Origin of the sequence: Micromonospora sp. NPDC005205 (assembly GCF_040608275.1) — a bacterium.
Classification (GTDB): Bacteria; Actinomycetota; Actinomycetes; order Mycobacteriales; family Micromonosporaceae; genus Micromonospora.
Genome location: NZ_JBEXHV010000011.1, coordinates 145,271 through 162,942 on the forward strand (window position 1 = coordinate 145,271; position 17,672 = coordinate 162,942).

Sequence of the window (17,672 nt, forward strand, 5' to 3'; positions counted from 1 at the left end):
CAATGTCCGCGTGCTGGATCCCACATCACGGGCCGAGTTCTCGCGACGAGCGTGGCAGGCTCGAACCGTGGGGCAATTGTCCGAGAGGTCGGCCGGGACGGCGTGGGAGCACCTGCGCCGCCTGCCGGTCTGGCTTGCCCCGGCGCTGGTGACCCTGGCGGTGACAGTGACCGGGCTGGGCTCCGCCCAGCTCTGGCGCGACGAGCTGGCGACGTGGAGTGCGGCCACCCGGTCGCCCGGCGACCTGGCCCGACTGGCCGGCACCATCGACGCCGCCACCGGGCCGTACTACCTGCTGATGCACCTCTGGACGGGGGTCTTCGGCGACTCCACCATCGCCCTGCGCGTACCGGCGGTGTTGGCGATGACGGTGGCCGCCGGGCTGCTCGCCGTGCTCGGCGCGCGGCTCGTCGACCGGCGCGGCGGCCTCTTCGCCGGGCTGTTGTTCGCGGTGCTCCCCGGCACCTCCCGCTACGGGCAGGAGGCTCGCCCGTACGCGCTGGCCACCATGCTCGCCGTGCTCGCCACACTGCTGCTGGTGAGCGCGCTGCGCCGACCGAGCTGGGCCCGTTGGGCCGGTTACGCGGCCGCCGTCGCCGCTCTCGGGCTCATCCACCTGATCGCGCTCACAGTGCTGGCCGCCCATGCGCTGGTCGTCCTCGTCGCCTGGTGGCGCGGCCCGACCCCGGCCGGCATCGTCACCCCGGCCCAGCCCGACGCCGCGCGGGACCGGCGGGTGTGGCGGTGGCTGGTCGCCGTGCTGCCGGTCGCGCTACTGGCCGGTCCGCTGCTGGTGAAGGCGCGGACCCAGCAGTCCCGGCAGTTGGACTGGGTCCACCTGGCCCGGCTGGACGACCTGACCGCGCTGCCCGGCGGCGTGGCACAGAGCAGCGTGGTGGGTGGCCTGCTGCTCGGGGTCGCCGCGCTGGGCGCGGCCCGGCTCGGGCGGCGCGCCCTGCTGCCGGTCAGCGCGGTGCTGCTGCCCGTACTGCTGCTCTTCGCCGCCGGCACTGTCGTACCGCTGTGGGTGCCTCGGTATCTGGTCTTCGTGGTGCCCTTCGCGTGCCTGCTGGCGGGCGCGGCGCTGGCCGCCGTGGCCGCTCCGGCGGCGCTCGTCGTGGTGGTGCTGGCCGGGCTGCTCGGCCTGCCCGATCAGGCCGCGCTGCGACGGACCCACGAGTGGCCGCGCAGCGCGCCGGTGGACTACGCGGGGGCGGCCCGGGTGATCGCCGACGGTCAACGCCCCGGTGACGCGGTGGTCTACTCACCCCGGCACAGCTGGCTCTTTCTCGATCTCGGCATCGAGTACCACCTCAGCGACCCACCACGCGACGTGCTGGTCACCGAGGACGAGGTCCGCCGCGGCGATCTGTGGGCCGCCGAGTGCCCCCAGCCGGAACCGTGCCTGGCCGGTACGACACGGGTGTGGCTCGTCGTCTCCGGCCGGCACGCCGAGCCGCTGGCCGCCGTGCCCGACGCCAAGGGCGACGCGCTCCGCAGGGACTTCACCGTCGCCCAGGTCTGGCAGCGCCCCGGCCTCACCGTCGCCCTGCTGACCAGCCGCCCCGACCGCTGACCCGACCCCCAGGTGCCGGCGGGGGTCTGCGGCGGGGATCTGCGGCCGGAGCGGACATCAGGATGGGCGTGATGCCTGTCAGTCATCAGGATGACTCACCGTCATCAGGCGTATCGAGGTGGACGGGCCCGGTCGCCCGCCCCACCGGAGGCGGCAGAGCGGGTCAGGTCTGCGAGCGGCCGTCGTGGGTGGTGGTGCGGGCCAGCGGGATTACCAGCATGGCCTCGGTGCCACCGTTGGCGCCGGCGCGCAGTTCGATGGTGCCGCGCAGCTCCCCGGTGATCAGGGCCCGGACGATCTGGAGGCCGAGCCGGCTGCCGCGTTCGGCGTCGAAGTCCGGGGGTAGGCCGCGCCCGTTGTCGGTCACCGAGACGTGCAGCATCTTGCGGAACCGGTGCGCGGAGACCACGACCTCGGGGCGCAGCGACGGGTCCACCTCGGCAGGGGCGACCGGCACCATGCCGGAGGCGGAGGCCACCAGGGTCTCCTCCTCCGCCTCGTCGGCCGGCGGGAAGCCGTGCTCGACGGCGTTGAGCAGCAACTCGTTGAGGACCATCACCAGCGAGGTGGCGATCTCCGCCGGCAGCACCCCGAAGCTGCCCCGCCGGCGCATGCCGACGCTCACCTCGGTCGCCGCGACCTCGGTCGCCGCGCTGGCCACCCGGTCGACGATGCCGTCGAACTCCACCGCCTCGTCGCTGGACATGGAGAGCGTCTCGTGTACAAGGGCGATCGACGCGACCCGGCGTACCGACTCCTCCAGCGCGACCCGCGCCTCCGGCATGGCCACCCGGCGGGCCTGCAACCGCAGCAGCGCGGCCACCGTCTGGAGGTTGTTCTTCACCCGGTGGTGGATCTCCCGGATGGTGGCGTCCTTGGTGATGAGTGCCCGGTCCCGGCGGCGGACCTCGGTGATGTCCCGGACCAGCACCAACGCTCCGATCGGCACCCCGGCCGGCATCAGCGGCAGCGCCCGGGTGAGCATCGTGGCACCCCGTGCGTCGATCTCCCGGCGGGGTGGCGCCTCACCACGCAGCGCGGCCAGGATGCCGTTCGAGGCCTCGGTGCCGTCCAGCGGGTCACCGGCCAGCCGACGGTGCAACGCGGCCAGGTCCTCCCCCACCAGGTGCGAGGCGTAGCCCAGTCGGCGGTACGCGGACTGCGCGTTGGGGCTGGCGTAGGTGACCTTGCCGCCGGCGTCGAGCCGGACCAGGCCGTCGCCGACCCGGGGCGCCGAGGTGGTCTCGCCCGGATGCCGTGGCGGCGGGAAGGTGCCGTCCGCGATCATCTGCGCCAGGTCGTCGGCGGTGGTGAGGTAGTTGAGCTCCAGCTGGCTGGGCGTACGCGCGGTGGAGAGGTTGGTGTCCCGCCCCACCACGGCGATCACCTCGCCGGCCTCCCCCTCGGCGGTACGCAGCCGGACCGGGATCGCCTCGTGCCGGGCCGGCACGTCGCCGTACCAGACCGGGTCGCCCTCACGCCAGATCCGAGCCTGGGAGTACGCCACCCCCAGGTGGGCCACCTCCGGCCCGCCGACGATCCGACCCACCTGGTCGTCCTGGTAGGCGGTAGGTGCGGTGGTCGGGCGCACCTGGGCGACGCAGAGGAATGTGCCCTCGGCGTCGACCGGCACCCAGAGCAGCAGGTCAGCGAAGGACAGATCGGAGAGCAGTTGCCAGTCGCCCGCGATCCGGTGCAGGTGGTCGATGTCGGCCGGACGGAGATGGGTGTGCTCCTCGGCGAGGTCGCGCAGCGTGGACACGGTGACCAGGGTGCCACGCCACGCCTCACATCGTCGCGGTGACCTTCTTCAACCCGCGCGGCGCGTCCGGGTCCTCGCCCCGCGTGAGCGCCAGGGCCAGCGCCAACCGCTGCATCGGCAGGATGTCCAGCAGCGGGGCGTACCGCTCGTCGACCTCGGGGACGGCCAGCCGGGTGGCGCCCGGAACGTCAGCGGAGCCGACCACCACGACGTCGGCGCGGCGTTCCCCGAGGCGGGGCAGCACCTCACCCATCGACCGGCCGCCGGGGCCGGAGCCCACCACGGCGAGCACCGGGACCTCCGGGTCGGTCATGGCGAGCGGGCCGTGCAGCAGGTCGGCGCCGGAGAAGGCGAGCGCCGGCAGGTACGAGGTCTCCATCAGCTTCAGCGCCGCCTCCCGGGCGGTGGGGTAGGCGTACCCCCGGCCGGTGGTGACCAGCTGACGGGCGAACCGGTAGCGCGGGGCGAGCTGGGCCGGGGTGCCGTCGGCAAGGGTGCGGGCGGCCAGCTCGGGCAGTGCGTCGAGCGCCTCCCGTTCGGCGTTCGGGAGCACGCCGTCGCCGGCCCGGATCCCCTCCACCAGCATCAGCAGGGCGAGCAGCTCCGCGGTGTACGTCTTGGTGGCGGCGACCGCCCGCTCGTGCCCGGCGGCGATGTCGACGCTCAGCTCGGCCACGTCGACCAGCGGCGAGTCGGGAGCGTTCGTCACCGCGAGGGTGAGCGCACCGGATGCTCGGGCGGCGCGCAGCACCTCGGCCAGGTCGGGCGAACCGCCGCTCTGGCTGACCCCGACGACCAGCGCGTCGGAGAGGTCGGGGCGGGCCCCGAAGAGGGTCACGACGCTGGGCGAGGCCAGCCCGGCGGGCAGGCCGAGCCGGATCTCGGTCAGGTAGGCCCCGTAGAGCGCCGCGTGGTCGGAGGTGCCCCGCGCGGTGAAGACCACGTGCCGTGGCCGACGTTCCGCGACGACCGCCGCCACCCGGGCGATCTCGGCGGCGTTGGCGGCGGAGAGCAGGCGCGCGTAGCCAGCTGGCTGCTCGTCGATGTCGGCGGCCATTCCAGCCCCTGCACGTGTCACGGAAACCCCTCCCCCTGCGCGGTTGCCGCGCGATTCTTGCTCAGTCTTGCACTTTTAAGCGTATCTCAGCAATCGAACGAGCAGGACTGCGCAGCTGATCACCAGTTGATCTCAATATCAACTACGCTTTACCCGTTGCATCCGGTCTAACTGCCACGAGAGGACGACGTGCCCGAGGGAACGGACGATCCCGCGCTCTCCGCGACGGAGGAGCTGGCACTGGCCCGCCTGGCACTCGACGAGGGCGACCTGCACCACGCCGCCGGCCACCTCGCCGGCGCGTTGGCACGGGCCCCCACCCTGCCGGAGGTGCACGAGACCCTCGCCCGGCTCGCCGTGTCGAGCGGCGGCGGCCTCGACCTCTTCCCGATCAACCACCACACCTTCGTCGGTGCGGTGGTCGCCCGCGCCCACCTCCTCGCCACCGCCGGGCGTCCCGCCGAAGGGCTGGAACTGCTGGCCGCGGCGACGTCGTACGCGCCCGGCACCGAGTGGGCCGGCGTGCCCTGGGTCACCGCGCCCGAGCTGACCGAACGACTGGAACCGGAGCACATCGCCCGCGTCCTCATGCAGGTCTGCGCCGCACTGCCCGACCCGGTGCCACGGATCGGCCGGGCCCCGCTGACCCCGTACCTCACGCTCGCCCGCAACGCGGCGACGGTGCACCCCGAACACGGCCTGCTGCTGGGCGCGGCGTCCGCGCTGGCCCGGCGCCTCGGCGAGGTCGAGCTGGCGGTCCGCTGGGCCACCCGAGGGGTACGCGCACAGCCCTCGAAGATGGGCGAGGTGTGGCTCGGGTACGCGTACCGCAGCTCGGGCCGGACCCGCGACGGCCTCGCGGCCCTCGGTCGGGCCGTCGAGCTGGACCCCGACGACCTGGCGATCTACGCGGACATCGCCGGCACCCTGGCCGAGATCGGCCGGCTGGACGAGGCGTTGGAGTGGACCGAGCGGGCACTGGCGCGCGATCCGTCGTTCGACTGCGCGGTGCACACCGCTCACCGCCTGCGGCACCTGCGCGACGGTGACCTCGCCCACCTGGTCGCGCTCGCCGACTTCGTACGCGACCACCCGGACGACAGCCACGAGCACGGCGACCTGGCCCAGTGCTGCCGAGGTCGGCCCTGGCTCGGCCAACTCACGCCGGCCGGCGGGCCCCTGGTCGACGCGATGCGCCAGGCGGTGGCCGATGACGACAACGGTCTCGGCGGTGCCGTACGCCTGTCCGCCGCCGCCCCGCCGAGCGCGGTCGGGACGGCGATCTCCACAGCCCCCGGGCTGCGGATCGAGGTCGTCGGCGCGCCGGAGCCCGACCCGCGCGAGCCCCGGCGGGAGTCAGCTCAGCGGTTGTGGCACTACGCGGACACGGTGCCCACACCCGCGCTGGCGGCGCCCTCGGCGACGGCTGTCGAACGGATCGGGCAGATCGCCCATCCGGCGTGGGCACATCCGCCGGCGGCGTACGACGCCGCGGTGGGTCTGGCCGGCCTCGACGTGGACGACCTGCTCGGTCTGTTGGTGCACCCGCCGGCGGCACCGGCGAACGCGGTGGGTCGGCTGCTGGCGGCCCACGACCCGTCGGTCTGGGTGCGTGGAGTCCAGGTGTGGGCCTGTCTGGGGCTGCTGCACCACCGCACCGACGAGCCGTGGGAGGGCTCGACCCGACGCCGGGTGCTGCTCGATCTGATCTGGGGCGTCGAGGACTGGGTCACCGAGGCGGCCCTGTTCGCACTGGTCACCGCCGCCTGGGTGGACCCTTCGGTGCGACCGGACGTGGCCCGGGTGGTGGCGGAGCGGCTGGCCGACGCGGCTGACGTGGCGCGCAGCCGACCGGTCCCGATCGCCGCCTCGCTGGCTCACCTGGCACTCGCCGCCCCGCAGTTGGATCCGGCGACGGCGGCACTGGCCACCGAGCTGCTGAGAGCCAACTCCCCCCGGCTCCCCCGCCCTCGCAACCCCCTGCGCCGCCTCTGGCAACGCCTGCTCCGCCGCTGATTCCCCGCAACCCCGCGATCTTGCACTTACTGTCGCCGTTTTGTCGGAAACAGTGCTTGTGCACGCGCACAAAGTGCAAGATCGCGGGGTTTGGGCGTCAGGCGACCGGGGCCTTGCCGAGGGCGACCTCGGCGTCCTCCTCCGGAGTGGCCTGCGGCGGCGCCTCGTTCGCGGTGCGCAGCGGGATCTCCTTGATGAACCAGGCGAGCACCGGGATCGCGACGGTGAACAGCACCGCCCAGAGGAAGACGTGCGAGATCGAGTCGGCGAGACCGCCGAGCACCGCCTCGCGCGCCTGGGCGGGCAGTTCCCTGAGCTTCGCCAGGTCCATCCCGCCTCCCCCGCCTCCGCCATCGAAGGCCGCGCCGGCGGCGGAGTCGGCGAGCCGGTTGGCGAAGATCGCGCCGAACAGCGAGATGCCGAACGAGCCGCCGATCGACCGGAAGAACGTCGCCGCGCCACTGGCCGCGCCGAGGTCCTTCTGCTCCACGCTGTTCTGCGCGATCAGCATCGACGTCTGCATCAGGAAGCCCATACCGGCGCCGAGCACGACCATGTACAGCGAGGACACCAGCTTGCTGGTGTTGACGTCGAGCATCGACAGCAGCGCCATGCCCGTGGTCATCACCACGCCACCGATGATCGGGTACGCCCGGTACCGTCCGGTCTTCGTGATTGCCCGGCCGACGACAAGCGAGACGACAAGCATGCCGAACATCAGTGGCAGCAGCAGCAGGCCACTGTTCGTCGCCGACGCCCCCTGCACCGTCTGCTGGTAGAGCGGCAGGAAGTTCATCGCGCCGAACATCGCGAAGCCGAGCAGGAAACCGATCAGCGAGATCAGCGCGAAGTTGCGGTTGGCGAAGAGCTTCAGCGACAGGATCGGCTCCGTCACCCGGCGCTCGACCAGGCCGAACGCCACCAACGCGACGACGGCCAGCACGGCCAGGCCGAGGATCTGCGGCGACGTCCAGTCGTACTCGTTGCCACCCCAGGTGGTGATCAACACGATCCCGGTGATGCCGACCGAGAGCAGCCCGGCGCCGAGCCAGTCGATCCGGTGCTCGGTGCGGTACTTCGGCAGGTGCATGGTGCTGATCAGCACGAGCAGCGCGATACCACCCAGCGGCAGGTTCACGTAGAACGCCCAGCGCCAGGAGAGGTGGTCGGTGATGAATCCGCCGGCCAGCGGGCCGGCGACCATGGCGATGGCCATGATGCCGGCGATCATGCCCTGGTAGCGCCCGCGCTCGCGGGGCGGGACCAGGTCACCGATGATCGCCATCACGCCGACCATGAGGCCGCCGGCGCCGAGGCCCTGCACGGCCCGGAAGGCGATGAGCTGGACCATGCCGTCCTCTGGACCGCCGAGCATCCCGGAGCCGGCCATGCCACAGAGGGCGGAGCCGACCAGGAAGACGACGACCGAGGTCAGGAAGACCGACTTGCGGCCGTAGAGGTCACCGAGCTTGCCCCAGATCGGGGTGGAGACGGTGGTGCCCAGGACGTACGCGGTAACCACCCAGGTGAAGTGGTTGAGCCCGCCGAACTCGCCGACGATCCGCGGTAACGCGGTGCTGACGATCATGTTGTCGAGCATCGCGAGCATCATCGCGATCATCAGCCCGAACAGCACGACCCGGATGTTGTTGGGTCGCGTGCCGGCCTGGGTTGCCTGAGTCATGGGTAAGCTCCCCCCGAAGATTGCCGTACTTACTTGCCGCCCGGCTAGTCACCTTACTAGCCGCACGGTAAGTTGGGTACGAGGAACGGTCAAGCCATTTGGGGGGCGTGGGTGAGCGAGAGCACAGGCGGCGGGACGCGGGAACGGATCAAGGCCGTCGCGCTCGAACTCTTCACCGAGCAGGGGTACGAGAAGACCTCGCTCCGGGAGATCGCCGAGCGCCTCAACGTCACCAAGGCCGCGCTCTACTACCACTTCAAGAGCAAGGACGACATCGTCGCCAGCTTCGTCGAGGACCGGCTGGAGCGGATGGACGCGCTGACCGCCTGGGCCGCCACCCAGCCCGCGACCCTGGCCACCCGGCGCGAACTGATCTCCCGCTACGCCGACACGATGTTCGACGGCACTCAGCCGTCGGTGATGCGCTTCTTCGAGCAGAACCAGACCGCGCTCAAGAGCCTCTCCTCCGGCCAGAAGATGCGCGGCCGGATGATGGAGCTGGCCGAAGCGCTCTGCCGCGGCGACGACTCCCCCGCCGCCCAGCTACGCGCCGCGCTGTCCCTGTTCGCGGTGCACACCAGCTGGTTCGCGGTCCGCGCGCCGCACATCAGCGACGACGAACGCCGCAAGCTCGCCCTGGAGGTGGCCGACGAACTGCTGGCCGCCATCGGCACGCAGCCCGACGCCTGACCATCTCGTGATCGATGTGGCCGGTCCGGCCTGTCGGTGGTCCGCCGGCCGGCCGACCTGAGCCCGCCGGTCGCCGGCTCAGCCGCGCGTCAGCTCCAGCCGGAGGCCGAGCAGGTCCACACCCGGCAAAGGTGACCAGTCCTTCTCCGGCGAACGGACGAAACCGCGCCGCGAGTAGAGCCGGTGCGCCGAATCGGCCATCCCCGCCCGGACGCAGATCGCCACCGCCGTGCAACCCAACTCGGTCGCCCGGTCGACACACGCCTCGACCAGTGCGGCACCCACACCCCGCCCCTGAGCGCCCGGGTCGACGGCGAGCATCCGGAACTCGGCCTCGCCCGGCCCGGCCAGCTCGGCGAACGGGCTGCCCGGCAGCACGAACGTGACCGAGCCGAGCACCGCCCCGGTCACCTCGTCGACAGCGACCAGCACCTCGCCGCTGGCCGCCCGGGTCGACACGTCGGCCAGCACCTCGCCGTACCCGTGTTCGCCCTTGAGCTGGCCGTCCGCCTCGTACGCGGCGACTGTCAGCCGGGCCACGCCGGGGAAATCGACCGACTCGGCCGAACGGACCCGCAGCCCGGTCAAGCGATCACGGCGATCAGGTCACCGTCCTGCACGACGTCGCCCTCGTTGACGACGAGCTGCTGGAGCACACCATCGGACTCGGCGACGACCGGGATCTCCATCTTCATCGACTCGAGGATCACCAGGGTGTCGCCCTCGGTCACCGTGTCACCCGCCGTGGCGACGACCTTCCAGACGTTGGCCACCATCTCGGCGCGGATCTCCTCGGCCATGTCCAGGCCCTCCCTCTTCGCGACGTGCCTGCCGATGTATCCAATCATGCGTCGACCGGCGGTGGGCGGGCAGCGGCGCAGCCGGGATGACAGGCCCGCCCTGGGGAAGGCGGCGGGTGTCGACCGCACTACCATCAGCGGGTCGGACCCGACGCCGGACCGCCGGTGGCCGCATCCGCGCCGAGGTCGTGCGCAGGACGGATCCGACCCGTCACGAGGAGGTCAGCATGGCGAAGAAGTCCAGGAAGAAGAAGGCTCGTAAGAAGAGCGCCGCGAACCACGGCAAGCGTCCCAACTCCTGAACGGGTCGGCGGGCCGACTGCCCGTCGTCGCTCAGCCGGCCGAGGCCGGGTACACCGGTGGCCCGGGTCGACATCGACCCGGGCCACCGGTCTTGCCAGCTGGTGCCGACGCTCGGTCGGCGGGCTCAGACGATCAGTCGGCCAGCTCACGGGAGTCGCTGGTCTCGAAGACCACCAGCTCGGTGAGCTTGACCCGCAGCCGCTCACGCAGCTCATCCGGCGCGGTCTCGTTGCCGCAGCAACGCGCCACCAACGCCCGCACCTCCTGCTCCAGCCCGTACTCGCGCAGGCAGGGCCCGCACTCGTCCAGGTGGTGCCGGATCAGCGAGCGACGTTCGTCGGCGCACTCCAGATCCAGGTAGAGATACACCTCCGCGAGCACTTCGCGGCAGTCCGTCTCGTGCGGCTCCCCACAGCTCACGTCACACCTCCCGGCCGGCAGCGGCAGTCGAGCCCTTCGCCGAGCGGGCCGCACTGAAGCCCCGCTCCCCGGCGTAACGCTCGAGCAGCTTGCGCAGATTACGACGGCCCCGGTGCAGACGCGACATCACGGTGCCGATCGGCGTGCCCATGATGTCCGCGACCTCCTTGTAGGAGAAGCCCTCGACATCGGTGAGATAGACGGCCAGGCGGAACTCCTCCGGCAACTGCTGGAGGGCCTCCTTGACGTCACTGTCCGGCAGCCGGTCCAGTGCCTCGGTCTCGGCCGAGCGCAACCCGCTGGAGGTGTGCGACTCGGCCTCGGCGAGCTGCCAGTCGGTGATCTCCTCGGTGGGCGCCTGGATCGGCTGGCGCTGCCGCTTGCGGTAGGAGTTGATGTAGGTGTTGGTCAGGATCCGGTAGAGCCAGGCCTTGAGGTTCGTGCCCTGCTCGAACTGGTGGAAGGCCGCGTACGCCTTCAGGTACGTCTCCTGGACCAGGTCCTCGGCATCCGCCGGGTTGCGTGTCATCCGCAGCCCAGCAGCGTAGAGCTGATCGACGAATGGCATCGCGTCCCGCTCGAATCGGGCCCTGCGCTCGTCCGTCTTCTCGGTGGTCAACCGCACATCCCCTCGCGTCGGATGCTTTCCCGCCGAGGATACGCGCACGGACCTGCCCGCAGATTCACTTCCGGCCGGTGTGCCCGTGCTCACCGCACCCACCCCGCCCGGTCCCGCTGTCGCGGGCCATTCCGGGCCGTCCAGCAGCCGCTTCAGCTGCCGGGCGTCCCGCTCGTCCCGTTCCAGGCTTCGTGTCTCGGTTGGCACCGGTCACCCCCCTCGCAGAAAAGTCGTCCGGGGGTAGTAACGCGAGATGACCACTGGGGCATTCCGGCCGCCCCTCCCCGTTCCTGGTCCCGGCCCCGACGGCGGCCGGCGCTGGGACCAGGAAGGGCCTGGGAGGACTGGTGTCACCGGCCCTGCTCGGGCCGGCGGCACCAACGGATGCAACGACCCGTGCCCGCGCCGGAAACGGTCGACCCGGCGAGCCGGGCGCGACGGGTCAGCCGGCCGCCCAGCCCTGGGCGGACAGCCAGTCGCGCACGACGGCGGCGGTGCCGGCCGGATCGCGGCGCAGGTCGTGCGTCTCACCGGGACGACTCACCACCTGCACGGTCGGTCCCGGCTCCGGCGTCCCGAACGGATCCCGGTCGCCGTTGACGACCAACGTCGGCAGGCCGGTGCCCAGTTCGGCGGCGCGGGAGCGTTCCGGCCGGCCAGGCGGGTGCAGTGGAAAGGCCAGTGCGACCACACCCACCGCGCCCACCGCACGGGCCGTCCGACAGGCCACCCGTGCGCCGCTGGAACGCCCACCGACCACCACCGTCGGCACGTCGGCGTGCCGGGCGCGCAGCTCGGCGAGCACCGCCGTCCAGGCCTCGTCGAGGTGACCTGCCGGTGCCGGCGCACGTCGACCGGCGACCCGGTACGGCTGCGTCACCCGGACCACGGCCAGGCCGGCCGCCACCGACGCGTCCCGGACCGCGAGCAGGTCGGGTGCGTCGACGCTGCCGCCCGCGCCGTGCCCGAGGACGAGCAGGGCGGTGGCCGGGCGGACCGGCAGGTCGGTGTCGATCCACGCCGGGCCGCGCGGGGTGTCGATCTCGTTGCTGGCTGGCACCGGCCTATTCTGCGCCGCCGGACGGGTATCGCGTGCGAACCGGGCCGCCGATCAGCTCAGCGGGACCAGGGCGAGCAGGCGATCGCGCACCGGCGGGCCGGCGTCGTCGATGGCGTCCGGATCGGGTTCGACCTCCCCGCGCCAGGCGACCAGCATCGCCCGTCGTTCCCGCGGCGTGGTGCCGCCCCACACGCCGTGGCAGTCACCGACGTCGAGGGCCCACGCCAGGCAGGACCCCTGCACGTCACAACTGCGACACAGCGCGACGGCGGCGTCCGCCGGCTCGTTCGGTGCCGGAAAGAATGTCTCCGGATCGACGCTCTGGCAGGTTCCTCTGGTGCGCCACGCGTCGTCCTGTCGCCGTTCTCGCACGGCCCGCAGCAGTCGCGGATCTCGCCGCGCCGCTGCCACCTCGTGCGGGCGCGGCATACGTGCCCGTGTCATCCGCCCACCTCCCCCGTGGGACCGGCAAAAGCTGTGGACGTCGTCCGCCCCGTGCGGACCGACAGCCACTACCGGCGCTGTGTTCTATCGCACTTCGCAACCCCGGGACAAGGGTCTGCCGGGAACATGACTGAACAGCCAGGAGACGAATCGCGCGAACCCTGGCAAATCGGCGGCCGACTATGCGCCGCAGCGTCAGAACAGGGTCAGCTCCTGCGGTGACACCGTCGGCGCCACCGCCACCCGCGCGGTCAGCTGCGGCCCGTCGTTACGAACGTCCCCCACCGCCGCACCCACCGGCCGGATCTCCAACCCCGCCAACTGCTCCGCCGACGCCTCGGTGAGCAGCCGCCCCGGCTCGTCGGTCGGCGCGAGCCACGACGACCACCGCTCAGCTGGCAGCAGCACCGGCATCCGGTCGTGCACCTCGGCCAGGTCGCCGAGCGCCGTGGTGGTCAGCACGCTGAAGGTGAGCCGGGTCTCGGCGTCGGACTCCCAGACCGACCAGATGCCGGCCAGCGCGAGCACCGAGCCGTCCCGGGGGGTCATGAAGTACGCCTGTCGCCCGCCGTCGGGCAGCCGGACCCACTCGTACCAGCCGTCGGCCGGGACCAGGCAACGGCGACGGGAGAAGGAACCCGCGTACGCCCGGCTGGTGGCCACCGTCTCCGCCCGCGCGTTGATCATCCGGGCGGCTCCCGACGCGGACCGCGACCAGTGCGGCAGCAGACCCCAGCGGCCGACGCAGAGGCTGCGGTGCCCCTCCGGGCTGACCCGGACCAGCGGCACCCTGTCGGTCGGCGCGACGTTGTGGTCCGCCCGAACCAGGCCGTCGGAGTCGTCGGACGACTCGAACAGCGCGCTCAGCTCGCCGGAGCTCCGGGTCGTCGCGTACCTGCCGCACATGGGGCACACGCTAACGCGTCGGAGGCCCCGTCGGCTGTCCCGCCAACCGGGAGTACGAACGCCGGGTACCGCCGCCCGCCCGCCGACACGGCAGAATGTAACGGTGGGCAACCTGACCGCGACCCGGCCGCCGCAGCCGTGGACCGCACCGACCGCATCCGACCCGGTGGCGGCGACGCTGCGCCTGCCCGGTTCCAAATCGATGACCGCCCGGGCCCTGGTGCTCAGCGCGCTGGCCGCCGGCCCGTCGACGCTGGCCCGGCCACTGCGCGCCCGCGACACCGAGTTGATGGCCGCCGGCCTGCGGGCGATGGGCGCGCACGTCTCGATCAGCGACGACGAGCGCTGGCTGGTCCGACCGCACCCGCTGGCCGGCCCCGCCCACGTCGACGTCGGGCTGGCCGGCACCGTGATGCGGTTCGTGCCACCGGTGGCGGGCCTTGCCGACGGCCAGGTCACCTTCGACGGTGACCCGTACGTGCGCACCCGCCCACTCGGCCCGCTGGTCGACGCGCTGCGCTCGCTGGGCGTCCGGATCGACGTCACCGGCACCGGCAGCCTGCCGCTGACAGTGCTCGGCACCGGCCGGGTCACCGGCGGCGAGGTCGTGATCGACGCGTCCGCATCCAGCCAACTCGTCTCCGGGCTGTTGCTGGCCGCCCCGCGCTTCGACCGGGGCGTCGTGGTCCGCCACGTCGGGCGGCCGGTGCCCTCCGCGCCGCATCTTCGGATGACGGTGCAGATGCTGCGGGCCGCCGGCGCGGCGGTCGACGACAGCACCCCCGACGTCTGGGCCGTCGAGCCCGGCCCACTCACCGGGCGCGGCTGGGACATCGAACCGGACCTCTCCGGCGCCGTGCCGTTCTTCGCCGCCGCACTGGTCACCGGCGGTGAAGTCACCTTGCAGGGCTGGCCGCACAGCAGCGCGCAGCCGGTCGAGAAACTCCGCTCGCTGCTGCAGCGGATGGGCGGCGAGGTCACCCTCTCCACCAACGGGCTGACCGTCCGTGGCACCGGCGTGGTGCACGGTCTGACCGCCGACCTCTCCGACGTCGGCGAGCTGACCCTCGTGCTGACCGCGCTGGCCATGCTGGCCGACTCGCCGTCGGTCTTCACCGGCGTCGGGCACATCCGCGGCCACGAGACCGACCGGCTCGCCGCGCTCGCGCGCGAGTTCGGCGGGCTCGGAGCGGACATCACCGAAACACCTGACGGGTTGGAGATCCGGCCCCGACCGCTGCGCGGCGGCGTCTTCCGCACTTACCACGATCACCGCATGGCGCACGCCGCCGCGGTGGCCGGGCTCGCCGTTCCGGGCATCGAGGTGGACGACGTGGGGTGTACCTCCAAGACAATGCCCGAGTTCCCGGCACTATGGTCAGCGATGGTGACCGGCAAGTGAGCGTCCGGACGCTCACCAAGAGCTGACGCGAGAAGAGGACAGGTCCTGGCGACCAAACGGCGGGAGTACGACGAGGACGACGTGCGGGTCCGGCCCGGAAAGTCGTCGCGCCCACGTACGCGCACCCGCCCGCAGCACGCCGACGCGGTGGACGGGTTCGTCATCGCCGTCGACAGAGGGCGCTACACCTGTGTGCTCTCCGGGGCCGAACGCGGCGTGGTCGGCGCCGAGCTGCCCACTGTCACCGCGATGCGGGCCCGCGAGTTGGGCCGCAAGTCGGTGGTGGTCGGTGACCGGGTCAGCCTGGTCGGCGACACGTCCGGCGCGGAGGGCGCGCTCGCCCGCATCGTCCGGATCGCCGAACGTCGCTCGGTGCTGCGCCGCACCGCCGACGACGACGAGACCACCGCCGAGGGCCGGCTGGAACGGGTCGTGGTGGCCAACGCGGACCAGTTGGTGATCGTGAGCGCCTTGGCCGACCCACCGCCGCGCACCGGGTTCATCGACCGCTGCCTGGTGGCCGCGTACGACGCGGACGTCGAGCCGCTGCTCTGCCTCACGAAGGCCGACCTGGCCGGGCCGGAGGAGGTGCTCGGCTACTACACCGAGCTGGAGCTGCCGTACGTGCTCAACCGCCCCGACTCCGACCTCGACGCGCTCCGCGCGCTGCTCAGCGGCAAGGTGTCGGTGCTGGTCGGGCACTCCGGCGTGGGCAAGTCGACGCTGGTCAACCGCCTCGTTCCGGACGCGCTGCGCGCGGTCGGCGTGGTCAGCGCGATCGGCCGGGGCCGGCACACCTCGACCAGCGCGGTGGCGCTGCGGTTGCCACCGGTGCCCGGGATCGACACCGACCCGGGTTGGATCATCGACACCCCTGGGATCCGCAGCTTCGGGTTGGCGCACGTCTCGGCCGACAGCCTGCTGCACGGCTTTCCGGACCTGGTCGAGGGCACCGTCGACTGCCCACCGAACTGTCCCCACACGGCCGACGAGGCCGAGTGTGGGCTGGACGCCTGGGTGGCCGCCGGTAAGGCCGACCCGCGCCGGCTGGCCTCGTACCGTCGGTTGCTCGCCTCCCGGGCCGGCGAGGGCGACTCGCGCGGCGACAGCGACCAGCGCGGCCCCGGCGAGGATGACCGGCGCGGCCCCGACGAGTGACGCGACGGGCGTGGGCTAGGTTGCCGGCATGACCGGGTACGCCGACGACCTCGCCCTCGCCCACCTGCTCGCCGACCGGGCCGACGCCATCGCCACGGCCCGGTTTCGCGCGCTCGACCTGCGCGTCGAGGCGAAGCCCGACCTGACCCCGGTCTCCGACGCGGACACCGCTGTGGAGCGGGAGATCCGCGCCCTGCTGGCCGAGCATCGGCCGGCCGACGGGCTGCTCGGTGAGGAGTTCGGCGCGCAGCCGTCCGCCGACCCGAACGGCCGCCGGTGGATCATCGACCCGATCGACGGCACCAAGAACTTCGTCCGTGGCGTGCCGATCTGGGCCACCCTGATCGCGCTCTACGACGGCGACCGGCCGGCTGTCGGCGTGGTGTCCGCACCAGCGCTCGGACGACGTTGGTGGGCCAGCGCGGGCGCGGGCGCGTACGCCGGGCCGGGCCCCGCGGCCGGTGAGCGGATCGGCGTGTCCGCGGTGCGCGGGGTGGCGGATGCCAGCTTCTGCTACTCCTCGTTGAACGGGTGGGAGGAAGCCGGGCGGCTCGACGCGGTGCTCGACCTGATGCGGGACAGCTGGCGCAACCGGGCGTACGGCGACTTCTACGGCTACATGCTGTTGGCCGAGGGGGCACTGGACGTGATGGTCGAGCCGGAGTTGTCACTGTGGGACGTGGCGGCGCTGGTGCCGATCGTCACGGAGGCGGGTGGCTCGGTCACGGATCTGGCCGGACAACCGGCTCCCGCCGGTGCTCCGGGCACCGACAGCAGCGTGGTCGCCACCAACGGTGTGCTGCACGCCGACATCCTCGTGCGCCTCAACCGACCAGCCGAGCGCTGACCCCCGGCAACCTCTATCCTCGCCAGGTGGTCTCCTCCGGTTGGTGCTTCCTCGCGGTGATGATCGTCGCGTACGGCTTCGCCAATCTGCTCCAGTCGGTGGCGGCGGCCCGCACCACCGTCCACCACACCTTCGATCCGGGCCTGCTTCTGCGCCTCGCTGGGCACCGGACTTACCTGGTCGGTCTCGGCTGTCAGATCGCCGGTTTCGTGCTCGCCTTCCTGGCCCGGCGGGACCTGCCGCTGTTTCTCGTGCAGGCCAGCGTGGCCGCCGGGCTCGGGGTGACCGCCATCCTCGGGGTGCTGGTGTTGAAGTGGCGGCTGCCGGCGGCGGAGGTGGTGTTGCTGGCGCTGCTCTTCGCGGGGATCACCGCACTGGTGTTGTCCGCCCGGCCGGCGCCGTCGAAGCAACTCGGCACCGCCGGCTCGATCGCCCTGCTGGTGGCACTGGGCGTGATAGCGGTGCTCGGCTTCTTCGCCGTCCGGCTGCACGGGGCGCCGGGCTCGGTGGCCCTCGGCTCACTGGCCGGGCTGGCGTTCAGCTCGGCCGCTGTCGCCGCCCGGCCACTGGCATCCGCGCCGTCCGCCGAGGCGTTCCTCGCCGACCCGCTGTTCTACCTGCTGATCGCCCACTCGATAGTGGGTCAGCTGCTGCTCGGTCTGGCCATGCAGCGCGGCTCGACGACCGCCGCGGTCGCCGCGATGGACGCCGCCGGCGCGGTGCCGGCCGCGATCGTCGGCCTGCTGCTGCTCAACGACAAGATCTGGCCGGGGCGGGAGTGGCTGGCCGCGGTCGGCTTCCTGGTGACCCTGGCCGCGGTCATCGGCCTGACCCGGTACGCCGAACCGCAGCAGCACCGTTCGGTGACACGCCGTCGGGACCCCGCCATGGTCGGTGCCGGCCAGCCGGGCTGACCGTCCGGCACCGC

At 72.4% G+C, this 17,672-nt stretch carries 18 protein-coding genes; 8 read left to right on the forward strand and 10 right to left on the reverse strand.

The genetic code is table 11. The features are described 5' to 3' along the window. Window positions 1-67: 67 nt before the first annotated feature. The gene (locus ABZU43_RS20950) at window positions 68-1,576 is read left to right on the forward strand and encodes a glycosyltransferase family 39 protein (protein ID WP_355008154.1); all 1,509 of its coding nucleotides are present in this window, start codon (window positions 68-70) and stop codon (window positions 1,574-1,576) included. A 163-nt stretch (window positions 1,577-1,739) separates the two neighbouring features. Here the strand turns inward: ABZU43_RS20950 and ABZU43_RS20955 are convergent, their stop codons facing one another. Continuing rightward, on the reverse strand, window positions 1,740-3,338 hold the full coding sequence (locus ABZU43_RS20955; protein WP_355008155.1) for a histidine kinase N-terminal domain-containing protein: 1,599 nt from the start codon (window positions 3,336-3,338) through the stop codon (window positions 1,740-1,742). Window positions 3,339-3,363: 25 nt separating this feature from the next. Beyond that, window positions 3,364-4,395 (reverse strand): SIS domain-containing protein, encoded by a 1,032-nt coding sequence (locus ABZU43_RS20960; RefSeq protein WP_355008242.1) that lies wholly within the window; start codon window positions 4,393-4,395, stop codon window positions 3,364-3,366. A 189-nt stretch (window positions 4,396-4,584) separates the two neighbouring features. On the opposite strand from ABZU43_RS20960, the gene ABZU43_RS20965 reads away from it, so the two are divergent. Next, a complete protein-coding gene (locus ABZU43_RS20965; protein ID WP_355008156.1) occupies window positions 4,585-6,411 on the forward strand; it encodes a tetratricopeptide repeat protein in 1,827 nt (608 codons plus the stop codon). A 97-nt stretch (window positions 6,412-6,508) separates the two neighbouring features. Here ABZU43_RS20965 and ABZU43_RS20970 read toward each other — a convergent pair whose 3' ends face one another. Next, entirely contained in the window at window positions 6,509-8,095 is a 1,587-nt protein-coding gene (locus ABZU43_RS20970) for an MDR family MFS transporter (RefSeq protein WP_355008157.1), read from the reverse strand. Window positions 8,096-8,206: 111 nt separating this feature from the next. Between ABZU43_RS20970 and ABZU43_RS20975 the strand changes: the two genes are divergently transcribed. Beyond that, a complete protein-coding gene (locus ABZU43_RS20975; RefSeq protein ID WP_355008158.1) occupies window positions 8,207-8,785 on the forward strand; it encodes a helix-turn-helix domain-containing protein in 579 nt (192 codons plus the stop codon). Between the two features lie 78 nt (window positions 8,786-8,863). Here ABZU43_RS20975 and ABZU43_RS20980 read toward each other — a convergent pair whose 3' ends face one another. Both ABZU43_RS20980 and ABZU43_RS20985 read right to left on the reverse strand, forming a co-directional pair. Next, window positions 8,864-9,373 carry a GNAT family N-acetyltransferase gene (locus ABZU43_RS20980; RefSeq protein ID WP_355008159.1) on the reverse strand — a complete coding sequence of 170 codons (510 nt, stop codon included), beginning with the start codon at window positions 9,371-9,373 and terminating at the stop codon, window positions 8,864-8,866. Next, window positions 9,370-9,591 (reverse strand): biotin/lipoyl-binding carrier protein, encoded by a 222-nt coding sequence (locus tag ABZU43_RS20985; RefSeq protein ID WP_181518367.1) that lies wholly within the window; start codon window positions 9,589-9,591, stop codon window positions 9,370-9,372. The genes ABZU43_RS20980 and ABZU43_RS20985 overlap by 4 nt, the downstream gene beginning before the upstream one ends. Window positions 9,592-9,701: 110 nt before the next feature. Between ABZU43_RS20985 and ABZU43_RS20990 the strand changes: the two genes are divergently transcribed. Continuing rightward, window positions 9,702-9,887, forward strand: coding sequence for a hypothetical protein (locus tag ABZU43_RS20990; protein ID WP_355008160.1), 186 nt, complete (start codon window positions 9,702-9,704; stop codon window positions 9,885-9,887). Window positions 9,888-10,020: 133 nt separating this feature from the next. On the opposite strand, the gene rsrA is transcribed toward ABZU43_RS20990, so the two are convergent. From rsrA to ABZU43_RS21015, 5 genes are all read right to left on the reverse strand, one after another. Continuing rightward, window positions 10,021-10,308, reverse strand: a complete 288-nt coding sequence (gene rsrA, locus ABZU43_RS20995) for a mycothiol system anti-sigma-R factor (RefSeq protein WP_030336658.1) — start codon at window positions 10,306-10,308, stop codon at window positions 10,021-10,023. Window position 10,309: 1 nt separating this feature from the next. Further along, entirely contained in the window at window positions 10,310-11,134 is an 825-nt protein-coding gene (locus ABZU43_RS21000; RefSeq protein ID WP_112583674.1) for a sigma-70 family RNA polymerase sigma factor, read from the reverse strand. A gap of 235 nt (window positions 11,135-11,369) precedes the next feature. Further along, window positions 11,370-11,987 (reverse strand): alpha/beta family hydrolase, encoded by a 618-nt coding sequence (locus tag ABZU43_RS21005; protein WP_355008161.1) that lies wholly within the window; start codon window positions 11,985-11,987, stop codon window positions 11,370-11,372. 51 nt (window positions 11,988-12,038) lie between these two features. Next, entirely contained in the window at window positions 12,039-12,431 is a 393-nt protein-coding gene (locus ABZU43_RS21010; protein ID WP_091406097.1) for a WhiB family transcriptional regulator, read from the reverse strand. A gap of 195 nt (window positions 12,432-12,626) precedes the next feature. Continuing rightward, window positions 12,627-13,337, reverse strand: a complete 711-nt coding sequence (locus ABZU43_RS21015; RefSeq protein ID WP_355008162.1) for an SOS response-associated peptidase — start codon at window positions 13,335-13,337, stop codon at window positions 12,627-12,629. A 103-nt stretch (window positions 13,338-13,440) separates the two neighbouring features. On the opposite strand from ABZU43_RS21015, the gene aroA reads away from it, so the two are divergent. The 4 genes from aroA (at window position 13,441) to ABZU43_RS21035 (ending at window position 17,658) form a co-directional block, all read left to right on the forward strand. Continuing rightward, window positions 13,441-14,739, forward strand: a complete 1,299-nt coding sequence (aroA, locus tag ABZU43_RS21020) for a 3-phosphoshikimate 1-carboxyvinyltransferase (protein ID WP_355008163.1) — start codon at window positions 13,441-13,443, stop codon at window positions 14,737-14,739. Window positions 14,740-14,820: 81 nt separating this feature from the next. Continuing rightward, window positions 14,821-15,897: a ribosome small subunit-dependent GTPase A gene (rsgA, locus tag ABZU43_RS21025; protein WP_355008164.1), complete on the forward strand. Its 1,077-nt coding sequence runs from the start codon at window positions 14,821-14,823 to the stop codon at window positions 15,895-15,897. A 28-nt stretch (window positions 15,898-15,925) separates the two neighbouring features. Next, the gene (gene hisN, locus ABZU43_RS21030; RefSeq protein ID WP_355008165.1) at window positions 15,926-16,744 is read left to right on the forward strand and encodes a histidinol-phosphatase; all 819 of its coding nucleotides are present in this window, start codon (window positions 15,926-15,928) and stop codon (window positions 16,742-16,744) included. A 59-nt stretch (window positions 16,745-16,803) separates the two neighbouring features. Beyond that, window positions 16,804-17,658: a hypothetical protein gene (locus ABZU43_RS21035; RefSeq protein ID WP_355008243.1), complete on the forward strand. Its 855-nt coding sequence runs from the start codon at window positions 16,804-16,806 to the stop codon at window positions 17,656-17,658. Window positions 17,659-17,672: the final 14 nt, after the last annotated feature.